The following is an 18,630-nucleotide window of genomic DNA, read 5'->3' on the forward strand; positions in this document are numbered from 1 at the left end:
CCTCCGAGGGAGTCACGCCCATGACGTACGACGCCTACGGCCGCAACACCGCGGCCACCGACCCCGCCGCCCCCTACTACCGCCCGCGCCGCCTGCGCCGCACCCCCGCGCTGCGCCGCTTCGCCGCCGAGACCCGCGTCGGCCCCGCCAACCTCGTCCAGCCCCTCTTCCTCCGCGAGGGCCTCACCGAACCGCGTGAGATCCCCTCCATGCCGGGCGTCTTCCAGCACACCCGCGACACCCTCCGCAAGGCCGCCGCCGAGGCCGTCGCCAACGGGGTCGGCGGACTCATCCTCTTCGGCATCCCCGAGCACAAGGACCCCACCGGCACCGGCGCCGTCGACCCGGACGGCATCCTCCAGGTCGCCCTGCGCGACGTCACCGCCGAGGTCGGCGACTCCACCGTGATCATCGGCGACATCAACCTCGACGAGTACACCGACCACGGCCACACCGGCGTCCTCGACGCGAACGGCGACGTCGACAACGACGCCAGCATCGAGCTGTACGCGCGGGCCGCCGTCGTCCAGGCCGACGCCGGCGCCCAGATCGTCGCCCCCAGCGGCATGATGGACGGCCAGGTCCGCCGCATCCGCGAGGCCCTCGACCAGGCCGGACACCAGTCCGTCGCCATCCTCGGCTACTCCGCCAAGTACGCCTCGCACTTCTACGGCCCCTTCCGCGACGCCGTCGAGTCCACCCTGCGCGGCGACCGCAAGGGCTACCAGCAGTTCCCCGGCAACATCCGCGAATCCCTCCTGGAGGTCTCGCTCGACGTCGCCGAGGGCGCCGACCTCGTCATGGTCAAGCCCGCCCTCGCCTACCTCGACATCGTCCGGCTGATCGCCGACCACGTGCAGGTCCCCGTCGCCGCCTACCAGGTCTCCGGCGAGTACTCGATGGTCGAGGCGGCCGCCGCCAAGGGCTGGATCGACCGCGACCAGGTCGTCCGCGAGAGCCTCGCCTCCATCCACCGCGCGGGCGCCACCCAGATCATCACCTACTGGGCCTCCGAGTTCGCCCAGAGCCTGGACCGGTGACCCGGTGACCTCGTCCTCCACCATGCTGGTCCTCGGCATCAGCCACGCCAGCGCCCCGCTCGACCTCCTGGAGAGACTCGCCGGCACCGACCGGCCCGCCGAGGACCTCGTCTCCGACGCGACCTCCGTCGACGGCATCGACGCCGCCGTCGTCGTCTCCACCTGCAACCGCCTGGAGATCTACGCCGAGACCCGCGCCTCCACCCCCGAACTCGGCGACCTCGGCGAGCTGTTCGCCCAGCACACCGGCGTCGACCACGAGGAGATCGCCCCGCACCTCTACAGCCACCACGCCGACGGAGCCGTACGCCACCTCTTCGCCGTGGCCTCCGGACTCGAATCGGTCGTGGTCGGCGAGGACCAGATCCTCGGCCAGGTGAAACTGGGCCTCGAACGCTCCCAGCGCCTCGACCGCACCGGCCGGGTCCTCGCCAAGGCCGTCCAGACCGCCCTGCGCGTCGGCAAGCGGGCCCGCAACGAGACCGGGCTCAACGAGGCCGGCCGCTCCCTCGCCACCGCCGGACTCGGCTTCTTCGAACGCCGGGTCGGCTCCCTGCACGGCAAGACCGCCCTCGTCATCGGCGCCGGAGCCTTCGCCGGAGTCGTCGTCGCCGCACTGCGCCGCTCCGGTCTCGACCGGGTCCACGTCGCCAACCGCACCCCGGAGAAGGCCCAGCGGCTCGCCGAGACCACCGGAGGAGTGGGCTACGACCTCACGGACCTGCCCCGGCTGCTCGCCGAGGTGGACGTCGTCGTCGGCGCCACCGCCGCCACCGGCCACCTCGTCACCGCCCGGGACGTCGAGGAGGCCCTCGCCGCCCGGGACGGCCGCGAGCTGTTCCTGCTGGACCTGTCACTGCCGCACAACATCGCTCCCGCGGCGGCCGAACTGCCCGGCGTCACCTTCGTCGACCTGCGCCGGATCGCGGAGGAGGGCCAGGAGGACGAGATCTCCGCCGCCAGCGTCCAGGCCGCCCACGAGCTGATCGACGCCGAGGTCGAACAGTTCCGCACCGGCCTCCGGCTCGCCGGCGCCAAGCCCGTCCTCACCGCCCTGCGCACCGCCGCCACCGAGGCGGCCGAAGCCGAACTCGACCGGCTCGCCCGCCGGTTGGACGGGCTCGACGGCGCGGCGCGCCAGGAGATCGGCCGCAGCGTCCGCCGCATCGTCGACAAGGCCCTGCACCAGCCCACCGTCCTCGTGCGCGAGCTCGCGGCCGACCCGGACGGCGCCCGGCACATCGCCGCCTTCACCCGGCTCTTCGCCGCGGCGGAAGCACCCCGTGACAGCGACCCGAACGACCCGAACGAGAAGAAGATCGAGGCCATCGCATGAGTGACATCTCGGCCCTCTGGGAAGCCGAATCCATCGCCGTCATCGGGGCCAGCGAGCGCCCCGGCGCCCTGGGCCGCAAGCCGCTCGACTACCTCCTCCGGTACGGCTACAAGGGCCGCGTCCTGCCGGTCAACCCGCGCTCCCCGGAGATCCTCGGCGTCCCCGCGTACCCCAGCGTCAAGGACGCCCCCGGCCCCGTCGACCTGGCCCTGATCATGGTCTCCGCCGAGCGGGTCCCCGGCGCCGTCGACGACTGCGTCGCCGCAGGCGTCAAGCTCGCCGTCATCGCCTCCTCCGGCTTCGCCGAGACCGGCGAGGAGGGCGCCCGCCTCCAGGCGGAGGTCGTCGCCAAGGCCCGCGCCGGAGGCCTGCGGATCATCGGCCCCAACTGCATCGGGGCCGTCGGCTACGAGAACCGCGTCCTCGCCACCTTCAGCCCGCTCTTCGGCGCCGAGTCCGTGCCCTTCGAGCCCGGCACCCTCGCCTTCGTCAGCCAGAGCGGCGCCCTCGGCTTCGGCGCCGCCAGCCTCGCCCTGGAGCGCGGCCTGCGCCCCGGCTGGGTGGTCAGCACCGGCAACGACGCCGACGTCACCGCCCTCGAAGTCCTCCGCGAACTCGCCGCCGTCCCCGAGGTCACCGGCCTCCTCGGCTACCTGGAGGACACCCCGGACATCGGCACGCTCCGCGAACTGGCCGGCTCCGGCAAGCCCGTCGCCCTCCTCAAGTCCGGCCGCACGGAGGCCGGCGGCCGCGCCGCCGCCTCGCACACCGGCGCCCTCGCCACCGACGACCGGGTCCTGGACGCCGCCCTGCGCGGCCTCGGCATCGTCCGCGTCGAGGACATCGACGAACTCCTCGACGTGGCCCGGGTCTTCGAGTCCGAGCGGCGCCCGGTCGGGAACCGCGTCGCCGTCGTCACCACCTCCGGCGGCTCCGGCATCCTCGCCGCCGACGCCGTCGAGGCCCACGGCCTGGAGCTCAGCGCCCTGGAGCCGCGCAGCAAGGAGGCGCTCGCCGAGATCGTCCCCGCCTTCGGCGCCATCGACAACCCGGTCGACATCACGGCCACCGTCCTCAGCGACCCGTCCCTGTTCGACCGCTCCCTCGACGTCCTGATCGCCGACGACACCGTCGACATCATCGTCGCCGCCTTCTGCGTGATGGCGGGACCGGACGTCGAGAAGGCCGTCAACGCCCTCTCCCGGGCCGCCGAGAAGGGCGGCAAGCCCATCCTCGTCGCCCGCACCGGAGCCGACTTCCTCGCCCCCGACGCCCCGCGCGACCTGCGCGAGGCCGGCCTCCCCGAGTACCCGACCCCGGCCCGCGCCCTGCGCGCCGCCGCCGCCCTCTGGGAGGTCAGCCGCCCCCGGACGCTCCCCGGGGCCCCGCGCCCCGGCACGGTGCCCGGCCCCGGCGCCGACGCCACGGAACCGCAGCTCAAGGCGCTCCTCGCCGAGGCCGGGATCGCCGTGCCGAAGGGCCGGATCGCGGCGGACGCCGAGGACGCGGCCCGCGCGGTCACGGAGCTCGGCGGTACGGCGGTGCTCAAGGCCGTCGTCCCCGGCCTGCTCCACAAGACGGAGGCCGGGGGAGTGGAGATCGGCGTCACCGCCGACACCGCGCCCGAGGCGTACGGGCGGCTCGCCGCGCTCGGCGGTCAGATCCTCGTCGAGGAACTCGTCGGCGAGGGAGTCGAGTTGATCGTCGGCATCCACACCACCGACCTGGGTCCGGTCCTCACCGCCGGTCTCGGCGGGATCTTCACCGAGGTCCTCGACGACGTCGGCCACCGGCTCCTGCCGCTCACCCCCGGCGAGGGCGCCGAGCTCCTCGCCGGGCTGCGCGGCGCGAAGATACTCGCCGGCACCCGCGGCCGGCCCGCCGTGGACGTCGAAGCCGCCGCCGAACTCCTCCACGGGGTCGCCGCACTCGTCCAGGACTGGCCGGCCGGCTTCGCCCTCGACCTCAACCCGGTCCGGGTCCTGGAGAAGGGCGCGGTCGTCCTGGACGCGGCGCTGAGCGTCGACGACTCCGAGGAGACGGCCCGATGAGCGGTACGGAGAACAGCAAGGCCCTCTTCGAGCGCGCCCGCAGGGTCACCCCCGGCGGCGTCAACTCACCGGTCCGCGCCTTCGGCGCCGTCGGCGGCACCCCCCGCTTCATCGCCTCCGCCGAAGGCCCGTACCTCACCGACAGCGACGGCAACGAGTACGTCGACCTCATCTGCTCCTGGGGCCCGATGATCCTCGGCCACCGCCACCCGGCCGTCGTCGAGGCGGTCACCCGGGCCGTGGAGCGGGGCACCTCCTTCGGGGCGCCGTCCACCGGAGAGGTCGAACTCGCCGAGGAGATCGTCGACCGGGTCGCCCCGGTCGAGCAGGTCCGCCTGGTCAGCTCCGGCACCGAGGCGACGATGTCCGCGATCCGCCTCGCCCGCGGCTTCACCGGCCGCGGCAAGATCGTGAAGTTCGCGGGCTGCTACCACGGCCACGTGGACGCCCTCCTCGCCTCCGCCGGCTCCGGCCTCGCGACCTTCGCACTGCCCGACACCCCGGGCGTCACCGGCGCCCAGGCGAGCGACACGATCGTGCTGCCGTACAACGACCTGGCGGCGGTCGAGAAGGTCTTCGCCGAGATCGGCGACGAGATCGCCGCCGTCATCACCGAGGCGGCCCCCGGCAACATGGGCGCCGTCCCCCCGCTGCCCGGCTTCAACGCCGGCCTCAAGGAGATCACCGCCCGCCACGGCGCGCTCTTCGTCTCCGACGAGGTCATGACCGGCTTCCGCGCCAGCCGCTCCGGCTGGTACGGCCGGGACGGCGTCGCCCCCGACCTCCTCACCTTCGGCAAGGTCATGGGCGGCGGCTTCCCCGCGGCGGCCTTCGGCGGCCGCGCCGACGTCATGGCCCACCTCGCCCCGGCCGGACCCGTCTACCAGGCGGGCACCCTCTCCGGGAACCCGGTCGCCACCGCCGCCGGCCTCGCCACCCTCCGGCACAGCACCCCCGAGGTGTACGAGCGGCTCGACCAGGTCTCGGCCACGATCGGCGCCGAGGTCTCCGCCGCCCTCGACAAGGAGGGCGTCGCGCACCGGGTGCAGTACTCCGGCACCATGTTCTCGGTCTTCTTCGGCGAGGACGCGGTCGTCGACTTCGACGGGGTCCGCGCCACCGAGTCGTACCGCTACACCCCCTTCTTCCACGAGCTGCTGCGCCGGGGCGTCTATCTGCCGCCCTCGCCCTTCGAGGCCTGGTTCGTCTCGGCCTCGCACGACGACCGGGCCGTGAGCCGGGTGGTCGAGGCGCTCCCGGCAGCGGCGGCGGCAGCGGCGGCGGCTTCGCCGGAACACTGAGCCGCAGGCAAGGAAAAGCCCCCGTGGGATCCACGGGGGCTCGACCTTCTCGGTCCGGAGATTCAGGCGGCGAGGTGCACGCGCACGTCGACGTTCCCCCGGATCGCCTTCGAGTACGGGCAGCGGCCATGGGCGGCGTCGGTGAGCCGTCGCGCCTCGGCGGCGTCGAGCCCGGGCAGTTCGACGGTGAGGACCACCGACAGGTGGAAGCCGTCGTCCTCCTTGTGCAGCGCCACCTCGGCGGTGACGGTGTCGTCCGTGAGCGCGGTGCGGGACTCGCGCGCGGAGACCCGGAGCGCGCTGTGGAAGCAGGCGGCGTAGCCGGCGGCGAAGAGCTGCTCGGGGTTGGTCGCGGTGCCGGAGCCGCCGACGGCCTTGGGGCTCGACAGCGGCAGGTCGAGGAGCCCGTCGGAGGAGCGCACGGCGCCGTTGCGCCCGTCTCCGGTGGAGGTGACCCCGGCGGTGTAGACGACGGCCATTCTTCATGCCTTTCGACAGCGGAGAAGAGGGGAATTCCCCCAGTCTCCGGTGCCGCCGAATTCCCGGCGCTACGGATCTCCGCAGTCCTTCCCGGAGCGCTGCCGAATAGCGTGGAGTGAACCACCGAGCAATGAATTCAAGGGAGTTGGCCATGGCGGGACCGCTGACCGGAGTACGGGTACTGGAATTCGCGGGCTCGGCGCCCACCGCGTTCGTCGGCACCGTCCTGTCCGGTCTCGGCGCCGATGTCGTACGCGTCGACAGGGCGCCCGCCGCCCCCGGGGGCGAGCGGCCCCCGGAGAACCCGCTCTCCCGCGGCCGCCGCTCGGTCGCCCTGGACCTCAAGAGCCCCGAGGGGATCGAGCAGGCGCTCGTGCTCGCCGAGCACGCCGACCTCCTCGTCGAGGGCTTCCGCCCCGGCGTCGCCGACCGCCTCGGCATCGGCCCCGAGGCGGCCCTCGCCCGCAACCCGCGCCTGGTGTACGGGCGGCTCAGCGGCTGGGGCGGTCAGGGCGAGTGGGCCGGGCGCGCCGCCCACGACCTCGCGGTCCTGGCCCTCACGGGCGCCCTGGACACCGATCCGGCGACCGGGGCTCCGGTCCTGCCCCCGACCGCGTACCTCTCCAGCTTCGCCGGCGGCGCCAACGCCCACGTGCACGGGCTGCTCGCCGCGCTCCACGAGCGGGAGCGCTCCGGCAGGGGCCAGGTCGTCGACACCGCCCTCGCGGACGGCGCCGCCCTGATCGCCACCCTGATCCACCAGTGGCGCGCGGTCCCCGGCAACCACACCGTCACCGACGCCCCCCACTACTCCCTCTACGCCGCCGCCGACGGCCTCCACCTCGCCGTCGCCGCCATCGAGCCCCGGCTCTACCGGAACCTCCTGGAGCAACTCGGCCTGACGGAGACGGACGGCCTCCCCGACCGCTCCGACCCGGCCGCCTGGCCCGAGCTGCGCGCCCTCGTCGCCGCCCGCTTCGCCGGCCGGGACCGCGAGCACTGGGTGAAGCTCTTCGACGCCGTGGACGCCGGAGTGGCCCCGGTCCTCACCGCCGCCGAAGCGGCCGAGCACCACCAACTGGCCGCGCGCGGCGCGTTCGTGGAGGTCGGTGACACCCTCCAGCCCGCCCCCGCCTCCCGCTTCGACCGCACCCCGGCCGGGACCCCGTCCCGCGCCCCGCTCCCGGGCGAGCACACGGACGAGGTCCTCGCCGAATGGGCTCAGGCCTCCAGATAACGCAGCACGGCGAGGATCCGCCGGCTGTAGCCGTCGGTCCGGTGGAGCTCCAGCTTGTCGAAGACGGCGTTGAGGTACTTCTCCACCGCGCTCAGCGAGAGGTGCAGCTGCCGGGCGATGGCCGCGTTCGTGTACCCCTGGGCCAGCACCTCCAGGACCTCCCGCTCGCGCGGGGTGAGCCGGGCCAGTGGATCGGCGTGGGTGCTGCGGACGACGAGCTGGTGCACGACCTGCGGATCGATCGCCGCCCCGCCCGCGTGGATCCGTTCCAGCGCGTCGAGGAACTCCTCGACCTGCGCCACCCGGTCCTTCAGGAGGTAGCCGACCCGTTCCGCGCCGGCGGCGAGGAGCCGGGCCGCGTAGCTGCGCTCGACGTACTGGGAGAGCACGAGCACCCCCGTCTCCGGCAGCCGCTCGCGGATCTCCACGGCGGCGCGCAGACCCTCGTCGGTGTGGGTGGGCGGCATCCGGATGTCGGCGACCACGACGTCCGGGCGCCGCGCCTCGACCTCGGCGACGAGGGTCTCCGCGTCGCCGAACGCGGCGAGCACCTCGTGGCCCTCCTCGACGAGCAGTCGCACCAGGCCCTCCCGCAGCAGGGTCGAGTCCTCGGCCAGGATCACGCGCACGGCAGCTCCGCGACAAGAGTGGTGGGTCCCCCGAGGGGGCTGTCGACGCGCAGGGTCCCGTCGAGGGCGGCGACCCGGCTGCGCAGCCCGGTGAGCCCGCTGCCCGCCGGGTCCGCGCCGCCCCGGCCGTCGTCCTCGACCCGCACGGTGAGCAGCGGGCCGACGCGCGTGACGCGCACGGAGACGGCGGAGGCGGCGGAATGCTTGGCGGCGTTGGTGACGGCCTCCGAGACCACGAAGTACGCGGCGGTCTCCACCGGCCGGGGCAGCGGCGCGTCCCCCGCCTCGAAGCGGACGCGCAGCGGGATCCCGCAGCGCTGCGCCACCCCGCCGAGCGCCTCTTCGAGGCCCAGGCTGTCGAGGGCCGCGGGATACACCCGCCAGGCCACGTCCCGCAGCTCGGCCAGGACGTCCTGGGCCTCCCGGTGCGCCTGCCGCAGCAGGGCGTCCGCCTGTCCGGGGTCGCGCTCCCGGCCCCGGCGCGCCCGGCCGAGCAGCATGGCCAGGGCCACGAGCCGCTGCTGGACGCCGTCGTGGAGGTCGCGCTCGATCCGCCGGCGCTCGGTGTCCACGGCCTGGACCACGGCCGCCCGGCTGAGGGCGAGTTCGTCGATGCGGCGGCGCAGCAGCTCCTGCTCGGAGGGGCCGAAGCACGCGCGCGCGAGGCGGGCGTCGAGCGCGGTCAGCGCGTACAGGCCCTGGACGTCGAGGAAGAGCAGGACGCCGCCGAGCAGCAGCTGACCGAGGAGTTCGGTCCAGCCGAGCGAGCCCCGGACCAGGCCCCGGACGAGCAGGACGGCCAGGACCTCGCCGAAGACGAGGAGCCCGAGGACGAGCGCGGTCACCAGACCGGCCCCCACACGGGCGGCGAGGTACCGGAGGATCCGCCGGTCGGGCACCTCGTACGGGCCGGGGAACCGGTCGCCGAAGAAGACCGAGCGGCGGCTCCGCTCCAGGGCGGCGAGCCGTCGGGCCCCGCCCATCAGGACGGGCCGCGCGCGGGGCCACAGCAGAAGGGGTCCGAGGACGACGCCGGAGACCAGGAAGAGAAGGGGACTGAGACAGCCGAGCAGCACACCGACGAACCGCCGGCCCGCCGAAGCCTCCCCCTCGTCCCCTCGCACGATCCCGGAGCCTACTTCGTACGGTGCGGCTTCCCGCGCCCCGCTCACGAGGTACGGCGGTGCTGGGCCCGCCCGCGCCCCCGGAGCCGTACGGCGAGGAACGCGGCCAGGGCCACGAGGACCAGCACCAGGACGGCCTTGGACAGCACGCCCACGTACCCCTCGACGAGGTCCCAGCGGTCCCCGAGCCAGTAACCGGCCAGGACGAGGACGCTGTTCCAGACGAGACTGCCGGCGGTCGTGAGCGCCAGGAAGACGTGCAGGGGCATCCGCTCGACGCCCGCCGGGACGGAGATGAGACTCCGGAAGATCGGCACCATCCGGCCCAGGAACACCGCCTTGGTGCCGTGCCGGGCGAACCACCGCTCGGTGCGCTCCAGATCGGAGACCTTCACCAGCGGCAGCCTGGCCCAGAGCGCGTGCATCCGCCGCTGCCCGAACAGCGCGCCGATCCAGTAGAGCGCCACCGCCCCCACCACCGAACCCAGCGTCGTCCAGAACAGCGCCGAGGCGAGGCTCAGCACGCCCTGCCCGGCGGCGAAGCCGGTCAGCGGCAGGATCACCTCGCTGGGCAGCGGCGGGAAGAGGTTCTCGAGCGCGATGGCGAGCCCGGCACCGGGCCCGCCCAGGGTGTCGACGAGTCCGGCGGCCCATCCGGCGAATCCGCCGGCGGGCTCCCCGGCCAGGGCGAGGGCGGGGTGAGAGACGAGCGAAGCGATCGGCACGGCGGATCTCCAGGACGGCGAGCGGGTTCCCGGGGCCCTCCGCCCCGGCACCGTCCACGCTAGAAATCCCACCTCACCCCCGGTACGGGGCTTCCCGCCCGTCCGCCCTGCGGAAAACCGCAGGGGTGCGGCGGCCTCCGGCGTGGGACGGGGGCTCTCCCCGGACCGCCTACCCTTGGACGCATGACGAGCAGCAGCGACCGGAGCACCGCAGTGACCGTTGACGGCACCAAGACCTACGAGATCCGGACCTACGGGTGCCAGATGAACGTCCACGACTCCGAGCGGCTCTCCGGTCTGCTGGAAGAGGCGGGTTACGTCCGGGCCCCCAAGGGCGCGGACGGCGACGCCGACGTCGTCGTCTTCAACACCTGCGCGGTCCGCGAGAACGCCGACAACAAGCTGTACGGCAACCTCGGCCGGCTCGCCCCCATGAAGACCACGCGCCCCGGCATGCAGATCGCCGTCGGCGGCTGTCTCGCGCAGAAGGACCGCGACACCATCGTCAAGAAGGCCCCCTGGGTCGACGTGGTCTTCGGCACGCACAACATCGGCAAGCTGCCGGTCCTCCTGGAGCGCGCCCGCGTCCAGGAGGAGGCGCAGATCGAGATCGCCGAGTCCCTGGAGGCCTTCCCCTCCACGCTGCCGACCCGCCGCGAGTCCGCGTACGCCGCCTGGGTCTCGATCTCCGTCGGCTGCAACAACACCTGCACCTTCTGCATCGTCCCGGCCCTGCGCGGCAAGGAGGAGGACCGCCGGCCCGGCGACATCCTCGCCGAGATCGAGGCGCTCGTCGCCGAAGGCGTCTCCGAGATCACCCTGCTCGGCCAGAACGTCAACGCGTACGGCTCCGACCTGGGCGACCGCGAGGCCTTCTCCAAGCTGCTGCGCGCCTGCGGCCAGATCGAGGGCCTGGAGCGGGTCCGCTTCACCTCCCCCCACCCCCGCGACTTCACCGACGACGTCATCGCGGCCATGGCCGAGACGCCGAACGTCATGCCGCAGCTCCACATGCCGCTCCAGTCCGGCTCGGACTCGATCCTCAAGGCCATGCGCCGCTCGTACCGGCAGGAGCGTTTCCTCGGCATCCTGGAGAAGGTCCGCGCGGCCATTCCGCACGCGGCCATCTCCACCGACATCATCGTGGGCTTCCCCGGCGAGACCGAGGAGGACTTCGAGCAGACGATGCACACCGTCCGCGAGGCCCGCTTCGCGAACGCCTTCACCTTCCAGTACTCCAAGCGCCCCGGCACCCCGGCGGCGACCATGGAGGGCCAGATCCCGAAGGAGGTCGTGCAGGCGCGGTACGAGCGCCTGGTCGCCCTCCAGGAGGAGATCTCCTGGGAGGAGAACAAGAAGCAGGTCGGCCGCACCCTGGAGGTCATGGTCGCCGAGGGCGAGGGCCGCAAGGACGGCGAGACCCACCGCCTCTCGGGCCGCGCCCCCGACAACCGGCTCGTCCACTTCACGAAGCCGGACGAGGGCGTCCGCCCCGGCGACGTGGTGACCGTCGAGATCACCTACGCCGCCCCCCACCACCTCCTCGCCGAGGGCCCCGTCGGCTCCGTCCGCCGCACCCGCGCCGGCGACGCCTGGGAGAAGCGCACCACCGCCCCCAAGCCGTCCGGCGTCCTCCTCGGCCTCCCGAAGATCGGCGCCCCCGCCCCCCTCCCGCCCGCCGAGACCCCGGCCTGCGGCACGCACTGAGCAGAACCCGGGGCGGGCCCACCCCGGGTGGGCCCGCGCCCCGCTGCCCGTATGGGCAATCGTCCCGCGGGGCGAGGGGGGTCCCCTGCTCGAGCGAAGCCGAGAGCTCGGAGGAGGGTGGGCACAACAGGGCGGGGCGCAGCCCACGACGGCACAGCCCACGACGGCGCGGGCCCACGACGGCGCGGGCCCGCAACGGGCGGCGCCGCACCCGAAAGCCCCCGCCCCGCACAGTAGGCTGCCGATCATGCTTGTCGCCGCAGCCGTCTGTCCCTCCCCGCCCCTCCTCGTCCCCGAGGTCGCGACCGGGGCCGCCCCCGAGCTCGACGCCGCGCGGACGGCCTGCGCGGACGCCGTCGGGCTGCTCGCCGCGGCCCGCCCCGACCGGCTGTACGTCGTCGGGGCCGCCGGTGAGGGCGCGCACGGCGTCCACCCGGCCGGCGCGGAGGGCTCCTTCGCCGGATTCGGCGTCGACCTCTCCGTACGGCTCGGAGAGGGGCCGGCCGACGGCGACGCCCGCCCCCTGCCCGTCTCCCTCGCCGTGGGCGCCTGGCTCCTCGCCCGTGCCCGATGGGCCGACGCGCCGATCGAGGGCCTGGGCGTGGCCGGGTCGGCGACGGCGGACGACTGCGCGGCCGCCGGCCGCCGGCTCGCCGCCTCGGCCGAGCGCGTCGCCCTGCTGGTGATGGGCGACGGCAGCGCGTGCCGGACCGTGAAGGCCCCCGGTTACCTGGACGAGCGGGCCGCCGGCTTCGACGCGGAGGCCGCCCGGGCGCTCGGCACGGCCGACGCGGCCGCGCTGCTCGCGCTGGACGCCGGGCTGGCCGAGGAGCTGAAGGCGGCCGGCCGCGCCCCCTGGCAGGTCCTCGCGGGCGCCGCCGAGGGCGCGGGGCTCGACGGCCGCCTGCTCTTCGAGGACGCCCCGTACGGCGTGGGGTACTTCGTGGCGGCCTGGTCCTGAGGCCCGAGGAGGACGAACCGCGGCCGGCCGCGGAGGGACTGTCGGACGACGTCGTTCGTCAGGCGGCCGGCGGCGGCGTCGCGTCGCCGCTCCCGGGCTTGCCGTCGTCCTTGTGACCGATCCGGTCGAGGGCGTCCTTCGCCTTGCCCGTACCGGACTGGATCTTGTCGCTGTACTTGCCCTTGGTCTTCTCGTCGACCATCTTCGCCGCCTTGTCCAAGCCGTGGTCGATCTTCTCCCCGTGCTGCTGCGCGAGGTCGGCGACCTTGTCCTTGGCCGGGCCGAGCTTGGCCTTCAGCGAATCCAGGAGACCCATGGGGCACCTTCCCTCCGTGGACCCCCGGGGGCCCGCGTTCCGTGTCCGCCTGCGGGCGCCCTCGCCCGGCTCGTCCGTGCCCTGCCTCGCACGGCGAAACGTTGCAAAAACGCCCATATCCACTCCATAGCGTACTCGGACGGCGAAGCCGGATGGGCCCGTCCCGTAGTTCATTCGGGGGCAGGGCGGGAGGTTTGCGAGACTGGGGCGGTGAGAAGCGCAGCTCCCGCCCCGCGGGTCATCGCCGTCGTCGGCCCCACGGCGGCCGGAAAGTCCGATCTGGGTGTATTCCTGGCCCAGCAGCTCGGCGGCGAGGTCGTCAACGCCGACTCGATGCAGCTCTACCGGGGGATGGACATCGGGACCGCCAAGCTGACGCTCGAGGAGCGCGGCGGCGTTCCGCACCACCTCCTCGACATCTGGGACGTCACCGAGGCCGCCAGCGTCGCCGAGTACCAGCGGCTCGCCCGCGCCGAGATCGACCGGCTGCTCGCCGCCGGCCGCACCCCGGTCCTCGTCGGCGGTTCCGGCCTGTACGTACGGGGGGCCGTCGACGCCCTGGAGTTCCCCGGCACCGACCCCGCCGTCCGGGCCCGCCTGGAGGCCGAACTGGAGGAGCGCGGCTCCGGCGTCCTGCACGCCCGGCTCGCCGCCGCCGACCCCGAGGCGGCCCGCGCGATCCTGCCCAGCAACGGACGCCGCATCGTCCGGGCCCTGGAGGTGATCGAGATCACCGGCAAGCCCTTCACCGCCAACCTCCCCGGTCCCGACTCCGTCTACGACACCGTCCAGATCGGCGTCGACGTCGCCCGCCCCGAGCTCGACGAACGGATCACCACGCGCGTGGACCGGATGTGGGAGGCCGGTCTCGTCGACGAGGTGCGCGCCCTGGAGGCGCGGGGGCTGCGCGAGGGCCGTACCGCCGCCCGCGCCCTCGGCTACCAGCAGGTGCTCGCGGCGCTCGCGGGGGAGTGCACCGAGGACGAGGCGCGCGCCGAGACCGTGCGGGCCACGAAGCGCTTCGCCCGCCGCCAGGACTCGTGGTTCCGCCGCGACCCGCGCGTGCACTGGCTCAGCGGAGCCGCCGATCACCGCGGGGAACTCCCGCGGGAGGCGCTGTCGTTGGTCGAACGAGCGGTTACAGCCTGATCACGTGATGGCATCGGGACGCACTGCCCGTCATTTCGGCGGTCATGAGCGTGCCATCATCGAGCATCGATCGACCAAGTGAAGTCCGAGTGGGGAGGGCGCGTGGCGATGGAGGCCGGCCCTCGCGACAGAGAACAGCACGAGGCGGCCCTGGGTGACCCGACGGCGGATCCGTCGGGCGGCACGCCGGGCCACCCGCACCCGACGGACGACGTCCCCCTCGGGGCCCCGGGGCTGACCCCGGACGGTCCCGACGACGCGGTGGGCACCACCGTCGAGGTCGACGCCGACGAGGTCGAGGTCGAGCTGCGCCCCCAGCGCCGGCTGCGGATCTGGCAGCTCGCCCCGATCGTGGGCCTGGCCGCCGTCGGCTCGCTCATGTTCGCGTTCCCGCTCGCCTTCGGCTCGGGGGACGGCGGCGCCGTCGTCGCCATGCTCGGCCTCCTCATCAGCTCCTGCGCGGCCGGCTGGGGCATGATGGCCGCCCGCAAGGTCGGCTACACCTGGCCCGGACTCCCCCCGCGCGGCTCGGGCGAGCGCCCCGACTGGCGCGTCCTCGCCCTGTACCTGTCGACGATCGCGGCCCTGGTCTCCCTCGCCGTCTGGCGCGTCGCCCGCCTCCGCTGAACGACCGCGCGGGCCGGCGCCCGTACGGGCCGCGGTCCGGCCCGATCCCGCACGACGGTCCCTCGCCCGTGCGGTGCCGCTCGTCCCGTGGCGGGCCCGGCCCGGGCCCGTGCGGACATGGGCCCGGGAGGGGATGGGCCGGGGCGCGCGGGGGGCGGTGGGACCGGCCTGTGGACAGGACGGGTCGACGGTGGGCCCGCCCCGTACAGTTGATCGCGTGACCAGCACGCAGACCTCAGCAATCCCCTTCCTCAAGGGCCACGGCACCGAGAACGACTTCGTGATCGTCCCCGACGCGGAGAACGCGGTCGACCTGCCCGCCGCCGTCGTGGCGCGGCTCTGCGACCGGCGGGCCGGCATCGGGGGCGACGGGGTGCTGCACGTCGTGCGCAGCGCCGCCCACCCCGACGCGCGCCACCTGGCCGACGAGGCGGAGTGGTTCATGGACTACCGCAACGCCGACGGCTCGGTCGCCGAGATGTGCGGGAACGGGGTCCGGGTCTTCGCCCGCTACCTGGAGCACGCCGGACACGTCACCGCCGGCGAGGTCGCCGTCGCCACCCGCGGCGGCGTCAAGCACGTCCACCTGGACAAGGACGGCTCCGTCACCGTCGCCATGGGCCGCGCGGTCCTCCCCGACGCCGGCGTCACCGTCACCGTCGACGGCCGCAGCTGGCCCGCCCGCAACGTGAACATGGGCAACCCGCACGCCGTCGCCTTCGTCGAGGACCTCGGCCACGCCGGGAACCTGTACGACGAGCCGCCGTACGAGCCCGCCGCGGTCTACCCGGACGGGGTGAACATCGAGTTCGTCGCCGACCGGGGCCCCCGCCACGTCGCCATGCGCGTCCACGAGCGCGGCGCCGCCGAGACCCGCTCCTGCGGCACCGGCGCCTGCGCCGTCGCCGTCGCCACCGCCCGCCGGGACGGCGTCGACCCCGCCGAGACCGGCACCCCCGTCACGTACACCGTGGACGTGCTCGGCGGGACCCTGGTCATCACCGAGCACCCCGACGGCCGCGTCGACATGACGGGCCCCGCCGTCATCGTCGCCGAGGGCGTCGTCGACCCGACGTGGCTGACGGCCGACGCGTGATCGCGCGCGACGGAATCGAAACTGTCAACGACTGATGTATCGCTCGAATGGGTGATCCGATTCACGCTGAGCGAGAGCGTGACTGCGCCACGTGGTGGGGTCGGTAGCATCAAGCACCGGCCCCCCGGGCACGCCTGGCCCGCCCACCGCCGGTCGATTCCGCCGGAGGTGCCCCATGAGCGCAGAGGCCACCAACCCCGAGGCCGCCCCCACCGACGTGACCGTCCGCAGACGCGGACGCGCCCGGATCGATCTGCGCCGCCTCGGCCGCGCCGCCCTGCTGAACGCCACCGCCGGACCGGCACCCCGTGACCGGCTCCCCGACGCCATCAGCCACGTCACGGAGGCGCACCGCGCCCACCATCCCGAGGCCGACCCGACGGTGCTCGGCCGGGCGTACGCCCTCGCCGAGTCCTCGCACCGAGGCCAGTTCCGCAAGAGCGGCGAGCCGTACATCACCCACCCGCTCGCCGTCACCCTCATCCTCGCCGAGCTCGGCGCGGAGACCACCACCCTGACCGCCTCCCTCCTCCACGACACCGTCGAGGACACCGAGGTGACGCTCGACCAGGTGCGCCGCGAGTTCGGCGACGAGGTCGCCTACCTCGTCGACGGCGTCACCAAGGTCGAGAAGATCGACTACGGCGCCGCCGCCGAGCCCGAGACCTTCCGCAAGATGCTCGTCGCCACCGGCAGCGACGTCCGGGTCATGTCGATCAAGCTCGCCGACCGCCTCCACAACATGCGCACCCTCGGCGTGATGCGCCCCGAGAAACAGGCCAGGATCGCCAAGGTCACCCGCGACGTCCTCATCCCGCTCGCCGAGCGGCTCGGCGTCCAGGCCCTCAAGACCGAGCTGGAGGACCTCGTCTTCGCGATCCTCCACCCCGAGGAGTACGAGACCACCCGCGCGCTCATCGCGGACCACCCCGGCGCCGGCGACGAGCTCGGCGCCGTCGCCGAACAGGCCGCCGCCGTCCTGCGCGAGGCCGGCATCGGCGCCGAGGTCCTCGTCCGCCCCCGGCACTTCGTCTCCGTCCACCGCGTCCGCCTCAAGCGCGGCGAGCTGCGCGGCTGCGACTTCGGGCGGCTCCTCGTCCTCGTCGCCGAGGACGCCGACTGCTACGCGGTCCTCGGCGAGCTCCACACCTGCTTCACCCCGGTGATCTCCGAGTTCAAGGACTTCATCGCGGCCCCCAAGTTCAACCTGTACCAGTCCCTGCACACCGCGATCGCCGCCCCCGACGGCGCCGTCGCCGAGGTCCTCATCCGCACCCACCGGATGCACAAGGTCGCCGAGGCCGGAGTCGTCGCCCTCGGCAACCCCCACGTGGGCCAGGAACCGGACGGCCCCCTCCAGGGGGCCGGCCTTCCGGGGACCGACGACGGCGAGCGCGTCGACCCCACCCGCCCCGGCTGGCTCTCCCGCCTCCTCGACTGGCAGCAGTCCGCCCCCGACCCCGACACCTTCTGGACCTCGCTCCGCGCCGACCTCGCCGAGGACGACGAGATCACCGTCTTCCGCGCCGACGGCAGCGCCCCCGGCACGATCAGCCTGCCCGCCGGCGCCAGCTGCGTCGACGCCGCGTACGCACAGCACGGCGAGGCCGCCCACGGCTGTCTCGGCGCCCGCGTCAACGGCCGCCTCGCGCCGCTCAGCACCGTCCTCGGCGACGGCGACACCGTCCAGCTCCTCCTCGCCCAGGACGCCGTCTCCGGGCCGTCCCCGGAGTGGCTGGACCACGCCCGTACGCCCGCCGCCCGGATCGCGATCACCGGCTGGCTCCAGGCGCACCCCGAGAGCGCCGCACCGCCCGCCGCCCCCACCGACCCCCGGCCGCAGCCCAGCGTCCCCGCCGACCGCCGCCCCGGCGCCGAACTCCACGCCGACCTGGACGGCGAGCCGCCCGCCGCCGTCCGGCCCGCGGGGTGCTGCACCCCCGTACCGCCCGACGAGATCACCGGCTTCCGGGTGCGCGGCGGATCGGTCACCGTCCACCGCGCCCGCTGCTCCGCCGTCGACGCCATGCGCGGCCTCGGCCGCGAGCCCGTCGCCGTCCGCTGGGGCGACACCCCGCAGGGCCGCGTCACCCTCGTCGCCGAGTCCTTCGGACGCCCCGGACTCCTCGCCGACCTCACCGAGGCCATCGCCACCTTCGGCGCCGCCGTCGTCTCCGCGAACGTCGAGCCCCCCAGCGAACAGCGGGTCCGCCACACCTACACCCTCCACCTCCCCGACGCGGCCGGCCTCACCGCCCTCATGAAGGCCATGCGAGACGTCCCCGGCGTCTACGACGTCAGCCGCGCCCACCCTCCACGCGGCCTGAACTGACCCCACGGCTCCGGCCGCCGGTGACTGGCGCGGCCGGGGCCGACGCCGCTGCTTCGGCTGCCGGTGACCGGTGCGGCCGGGGCCGACACCGCTGCTTCGGCTGCCGGTGACTGGCGCGGCCTGAACTGACGCCACGGCTCCGGCCGCCGGTGACTGGCGCGGCCGGGGCCGACGCAGCCGCTTCGGCTGCCCGCTCCTCGCGTGGCCGGGGCCCGACCACCGTCCTCGGGTGACCACGCGCGGTCTGAGCGGACCACCGCCCTCGGGTGATCGGCTTCGGGCGCCTGGCCCCGGCGCCTGCCTCCTGGCACACGCCCCTTGCGCGGCCTGGGCCGCCCCCCTGCCCTCGGGCGACCCTTCAGGCATCCGCCTTCGGGCGACCGTCTCCCGGAGCCCGCCTCCTGGCGACCTTCTCCCGGCGACCTTCTCCCGGCGCCCGCCACTCGCGCGGCCCGAGCCGACGACCCCCTTCGGGTGGCCGGGCCGCGCGCCGCCCCGGTGTGCGGCGGCAGCACTGGT

Annotated in this window: 16 protein-coding genes; 11 read left to right on the forward strand and 5 right to left on the reverse strand. The window is 74.4% G+C overall.

Features of this window, described 5'->3' with window-relative positions; genetic code table 11:
* Positions 1 to 20 precede the first annotated feature (20 nt).
* The 4 genes from hemB to hemL are packed head-to-tail and all read left to right on the forward strand — an operon-like array spanning position 21 to position 5,728.
* Positions 21 to 1,040 (forward strand): porphobilinogen synthase, encoded by a 1,020-nt coding sequence (hemB, locus tag ACFYUS_RS27150; protein ID WP_388857309.1) that lies wholly within the window; start codon positions 21 to 23, stop codon positions 1,038 to 1,040.
* Between the two features lie 4 nt (positions 1,041 to 1,044).
* Positions 1,045 to 2,376: a glutamyl-tRNA reductase gene (hemA, locus tag ACFYUS_RS27155; RefSeq protein WP_388857312.1), complete on the forward strand. Its 1,332-nt coding sequence runs from the start codon at positions 1,045 to 1,047 to the stop codon at positions 2,374 to 2,376.
* Entirely contained in the window at positions 2,373 to 4,427 is a 2,055-nt protein-coding gene (locus tag ACFYUS_RS27160; RefSeq protein WP_388857315.1) for an acetate--CoA ligase family protein, read from the forward strand. The genes hemA and ACFYUS_RS27160 overlap by 4 nt, the downstream gene beginning before the upstream one ends.
* Positions 4,424 to 5,728: a glutamate-1-semialdehyde 2,1-aminomutase gene (gene hemL, locus ACFYUS_RS27165; RefSeq protein ID WP_388857318.1), complete on the forward strand. Its 1,305-nt coding sequence runs from the start codon at positions 4,424 to 4,426 to the stop codon at positions 5,726 to 5,728. Before ACFYUS_RS27160 ends, hemL begins: the two co-directional genes overlap by 4 nt.
* Before the next feature lie 62 nt (positions 5,729 to 5,790).
* Here hemL and ACFYUS_RS27170 read toward each other — a convergent pair whose 3' ends face one another.
* Positions 5,791 to 6,207: an organic hydroperoxide resistance protein gene (locus ACFYUS_RS27170; RefSeq protein WP_388857320.1), complete on the reverse strand. Its 417-nt coding sequence runs from the start codon at positions 6,205 to 6,207 to the stop codon at positions 5,791 to 5,793.
* 152 nt (positions 6,208 to 6,359) lie between these two features.
* Here ACFYUS_RS27170 and ACFYUS_RS27175 point away from each other — a divergent pair, with 152 nt between their 5' ends.
* Entirely contained in the window at positions 6,360 to 7,445 is a 1,086-nt protein-coding gene (locus tag ACFYUS_RS27175; RefSeq protein WP_388857322.1) for a CaiB/BaiF CoA transferase family protein, read from the forward strand.
* Here the strand turns inward: ACFYUS_RS27175 and ACFYUS_RS27180 are convergent.
* From ACFYUS_RS27180 to ACFYUS_RS27190, 3 genes are read right to left on the reverse strand one after another with little or no spacing between them, the layout of a single operon-like run.
* Positions 7,430 to 8,074 (reverse strand): response regulator, encoded by a 645-nt coding sequence (locus ACFYUS_RS27180; RefSeq protein WP_388857325.1) that lies wholly within the window; start codon positions 8,072 to 8,074, stop codon positions 7,430 to 7,432. The two genes, ACFYUS_RS27175 and ACFYUS_RS27180, sit on opposite strands and share 16 nt — an antisense overlap.
* Positions 8,065 to 9,198, reverse strand: coding sequence for a sensor histidine kinase (locus ACFYUS_RS27185; protein ID WP_388857328.1), 1,134 nt, complete (start codon positions 9,196 to 9,198; stop codon positions 8,065 to 8,067). The genes ACFYUS_RS27180 and ACFYUS_RS27185 overlap by 10 nt, the downstream gene beginning before the upstream one ends.
* A 44-nt stretch (positions 9,199 to 9,242) precedes the next feature.
* A complete protein-coding gene (locus ACFYUS_RS27190) occupies positions 9,243 to 9,923 on the reverse strand; it encodes a DedA family protein (protein WP_388857331.1) in 681 nt (226 codons plus the stop codon).
* A 183-nt stretch (positions 9,924 to 10,106) separates the two neighbouring features.
* Between ACFYUS_RS27190 and miaB the strand changes: the two genes are divergently transcribed.
* Entirely contained in the window at positions 10,107 to 11,630 is a 1,524-nt protein-coding gene (miaB, locus tag ACFYUS_RS27195) for a tRNA (N6-isopentenyl adenosine(37)-C2)-methylthiotransferase MiaB (protein ID WP_388857334.1), read from the forward strand.
* Positions 11,631 to 11,877: 247 nt separating this feature from the next.
* On the forward strand, positions 11,878 to 12,591 hold the full coding sequence (locus ACFYUS_RS27200; RefSeq protein WP_388857337.1) for a class III extradiol dioxygenase subunit B-like domain-containing protein: 714 nt from the start codon (positions 11,878 to 11,880) through the stop codon (positions 12,589 to 12,591).
* Between the two features lie 58 nt (positions 12,592 to 12,649).
* On the opposite strand, the gene ACFYUS_RS27205 is transcribed toward ACFYUS_RS27200, so the two are convergent.
* Positions 12,650 to 12,907, reverse strand: coding sequence for an antitoxin (locus tag ACFYUS_RS27205; RefSeq protein ID WP_388857340.1), 258 nt, complete (start codon positions 12,905 to 12,907; stop codon positions 12,650 to 12,652).
* Between the two features lie 210 nt (positions 12,908 to 13,117).
* Here ACFYUS_RS27205 and miaA point away from each other — a divergent pair, with 210 nt between their 5' ends.
* The 4 genes from miaA to ACFYUS_RS27225 all read left to right on the forward strand — a co-directional run bounded on the left by miaA (position 13,118) and on the right by ACFYUS_RS27225 (position 18,111).
* Positions 13,118 to 14,056: a tRNA (adenosine(37)-N6)-dimethylallyltransferase MiaA gene (miaA, locus tag ACFYUS_RS27210; protein WP_388857343.1), complete on the forward strand. Its 939-nt coding sequence runs from the start codon at positions 13,118 to 13,120 to the stop codon at positions 14,054 to 14,056.
* 108 nt (positions 14,057 to 14,164) lie between these two features.
* The gene (locus ACFYUS_RS27215; protein WP_388857688.1) at positions 14,165 to 14,683 is read left to right on the forward strand and encodes a hypothetical protein; all 519 of its coding nucleotides are present in this window, start codon (positions 14,165 to 14,167) and stop codon (positions 14,681 to 14,683) included.
* A 217-nt stretch (positions 14,684 to 14,900) separates the two neighbouring features.
* On the forward strand, positions 14,901 to 15,779 hold the full coding sequence (gene dapF, locus ACFYUS_RS27220) for a diaminopimelate epimerase (protein ID WP_388857346.1): 879 nt from the start codon (positions 14,901 to 14,903) through the stop codon (positions 15,777 to 15,779).
* Between the two features lie 175 nt (positions 15,780 to 15,954).
* Entirely contained in the window at positions 15,955 to 18,111 is a 2,157-nt protein-coding gene (locus ACFYUS_RS27225) for a RelA/SpoT family protein (protein ID WP_388857348.1), read from the forward strand.
* Positions 18,112 to 18,630: the final 519 nt, after the last annotated feature.

Origin of the sequence: Streptomyces sp. NPDC004284 (assembly GCF_042874035.1) — a bacterium.
In the GTDB taxonomy this organism is placed as follows: Bacteria; Actinomycetota; Actinomycetes; order Streptomycetales; family Streptomycetaceae; genus Streptomyces.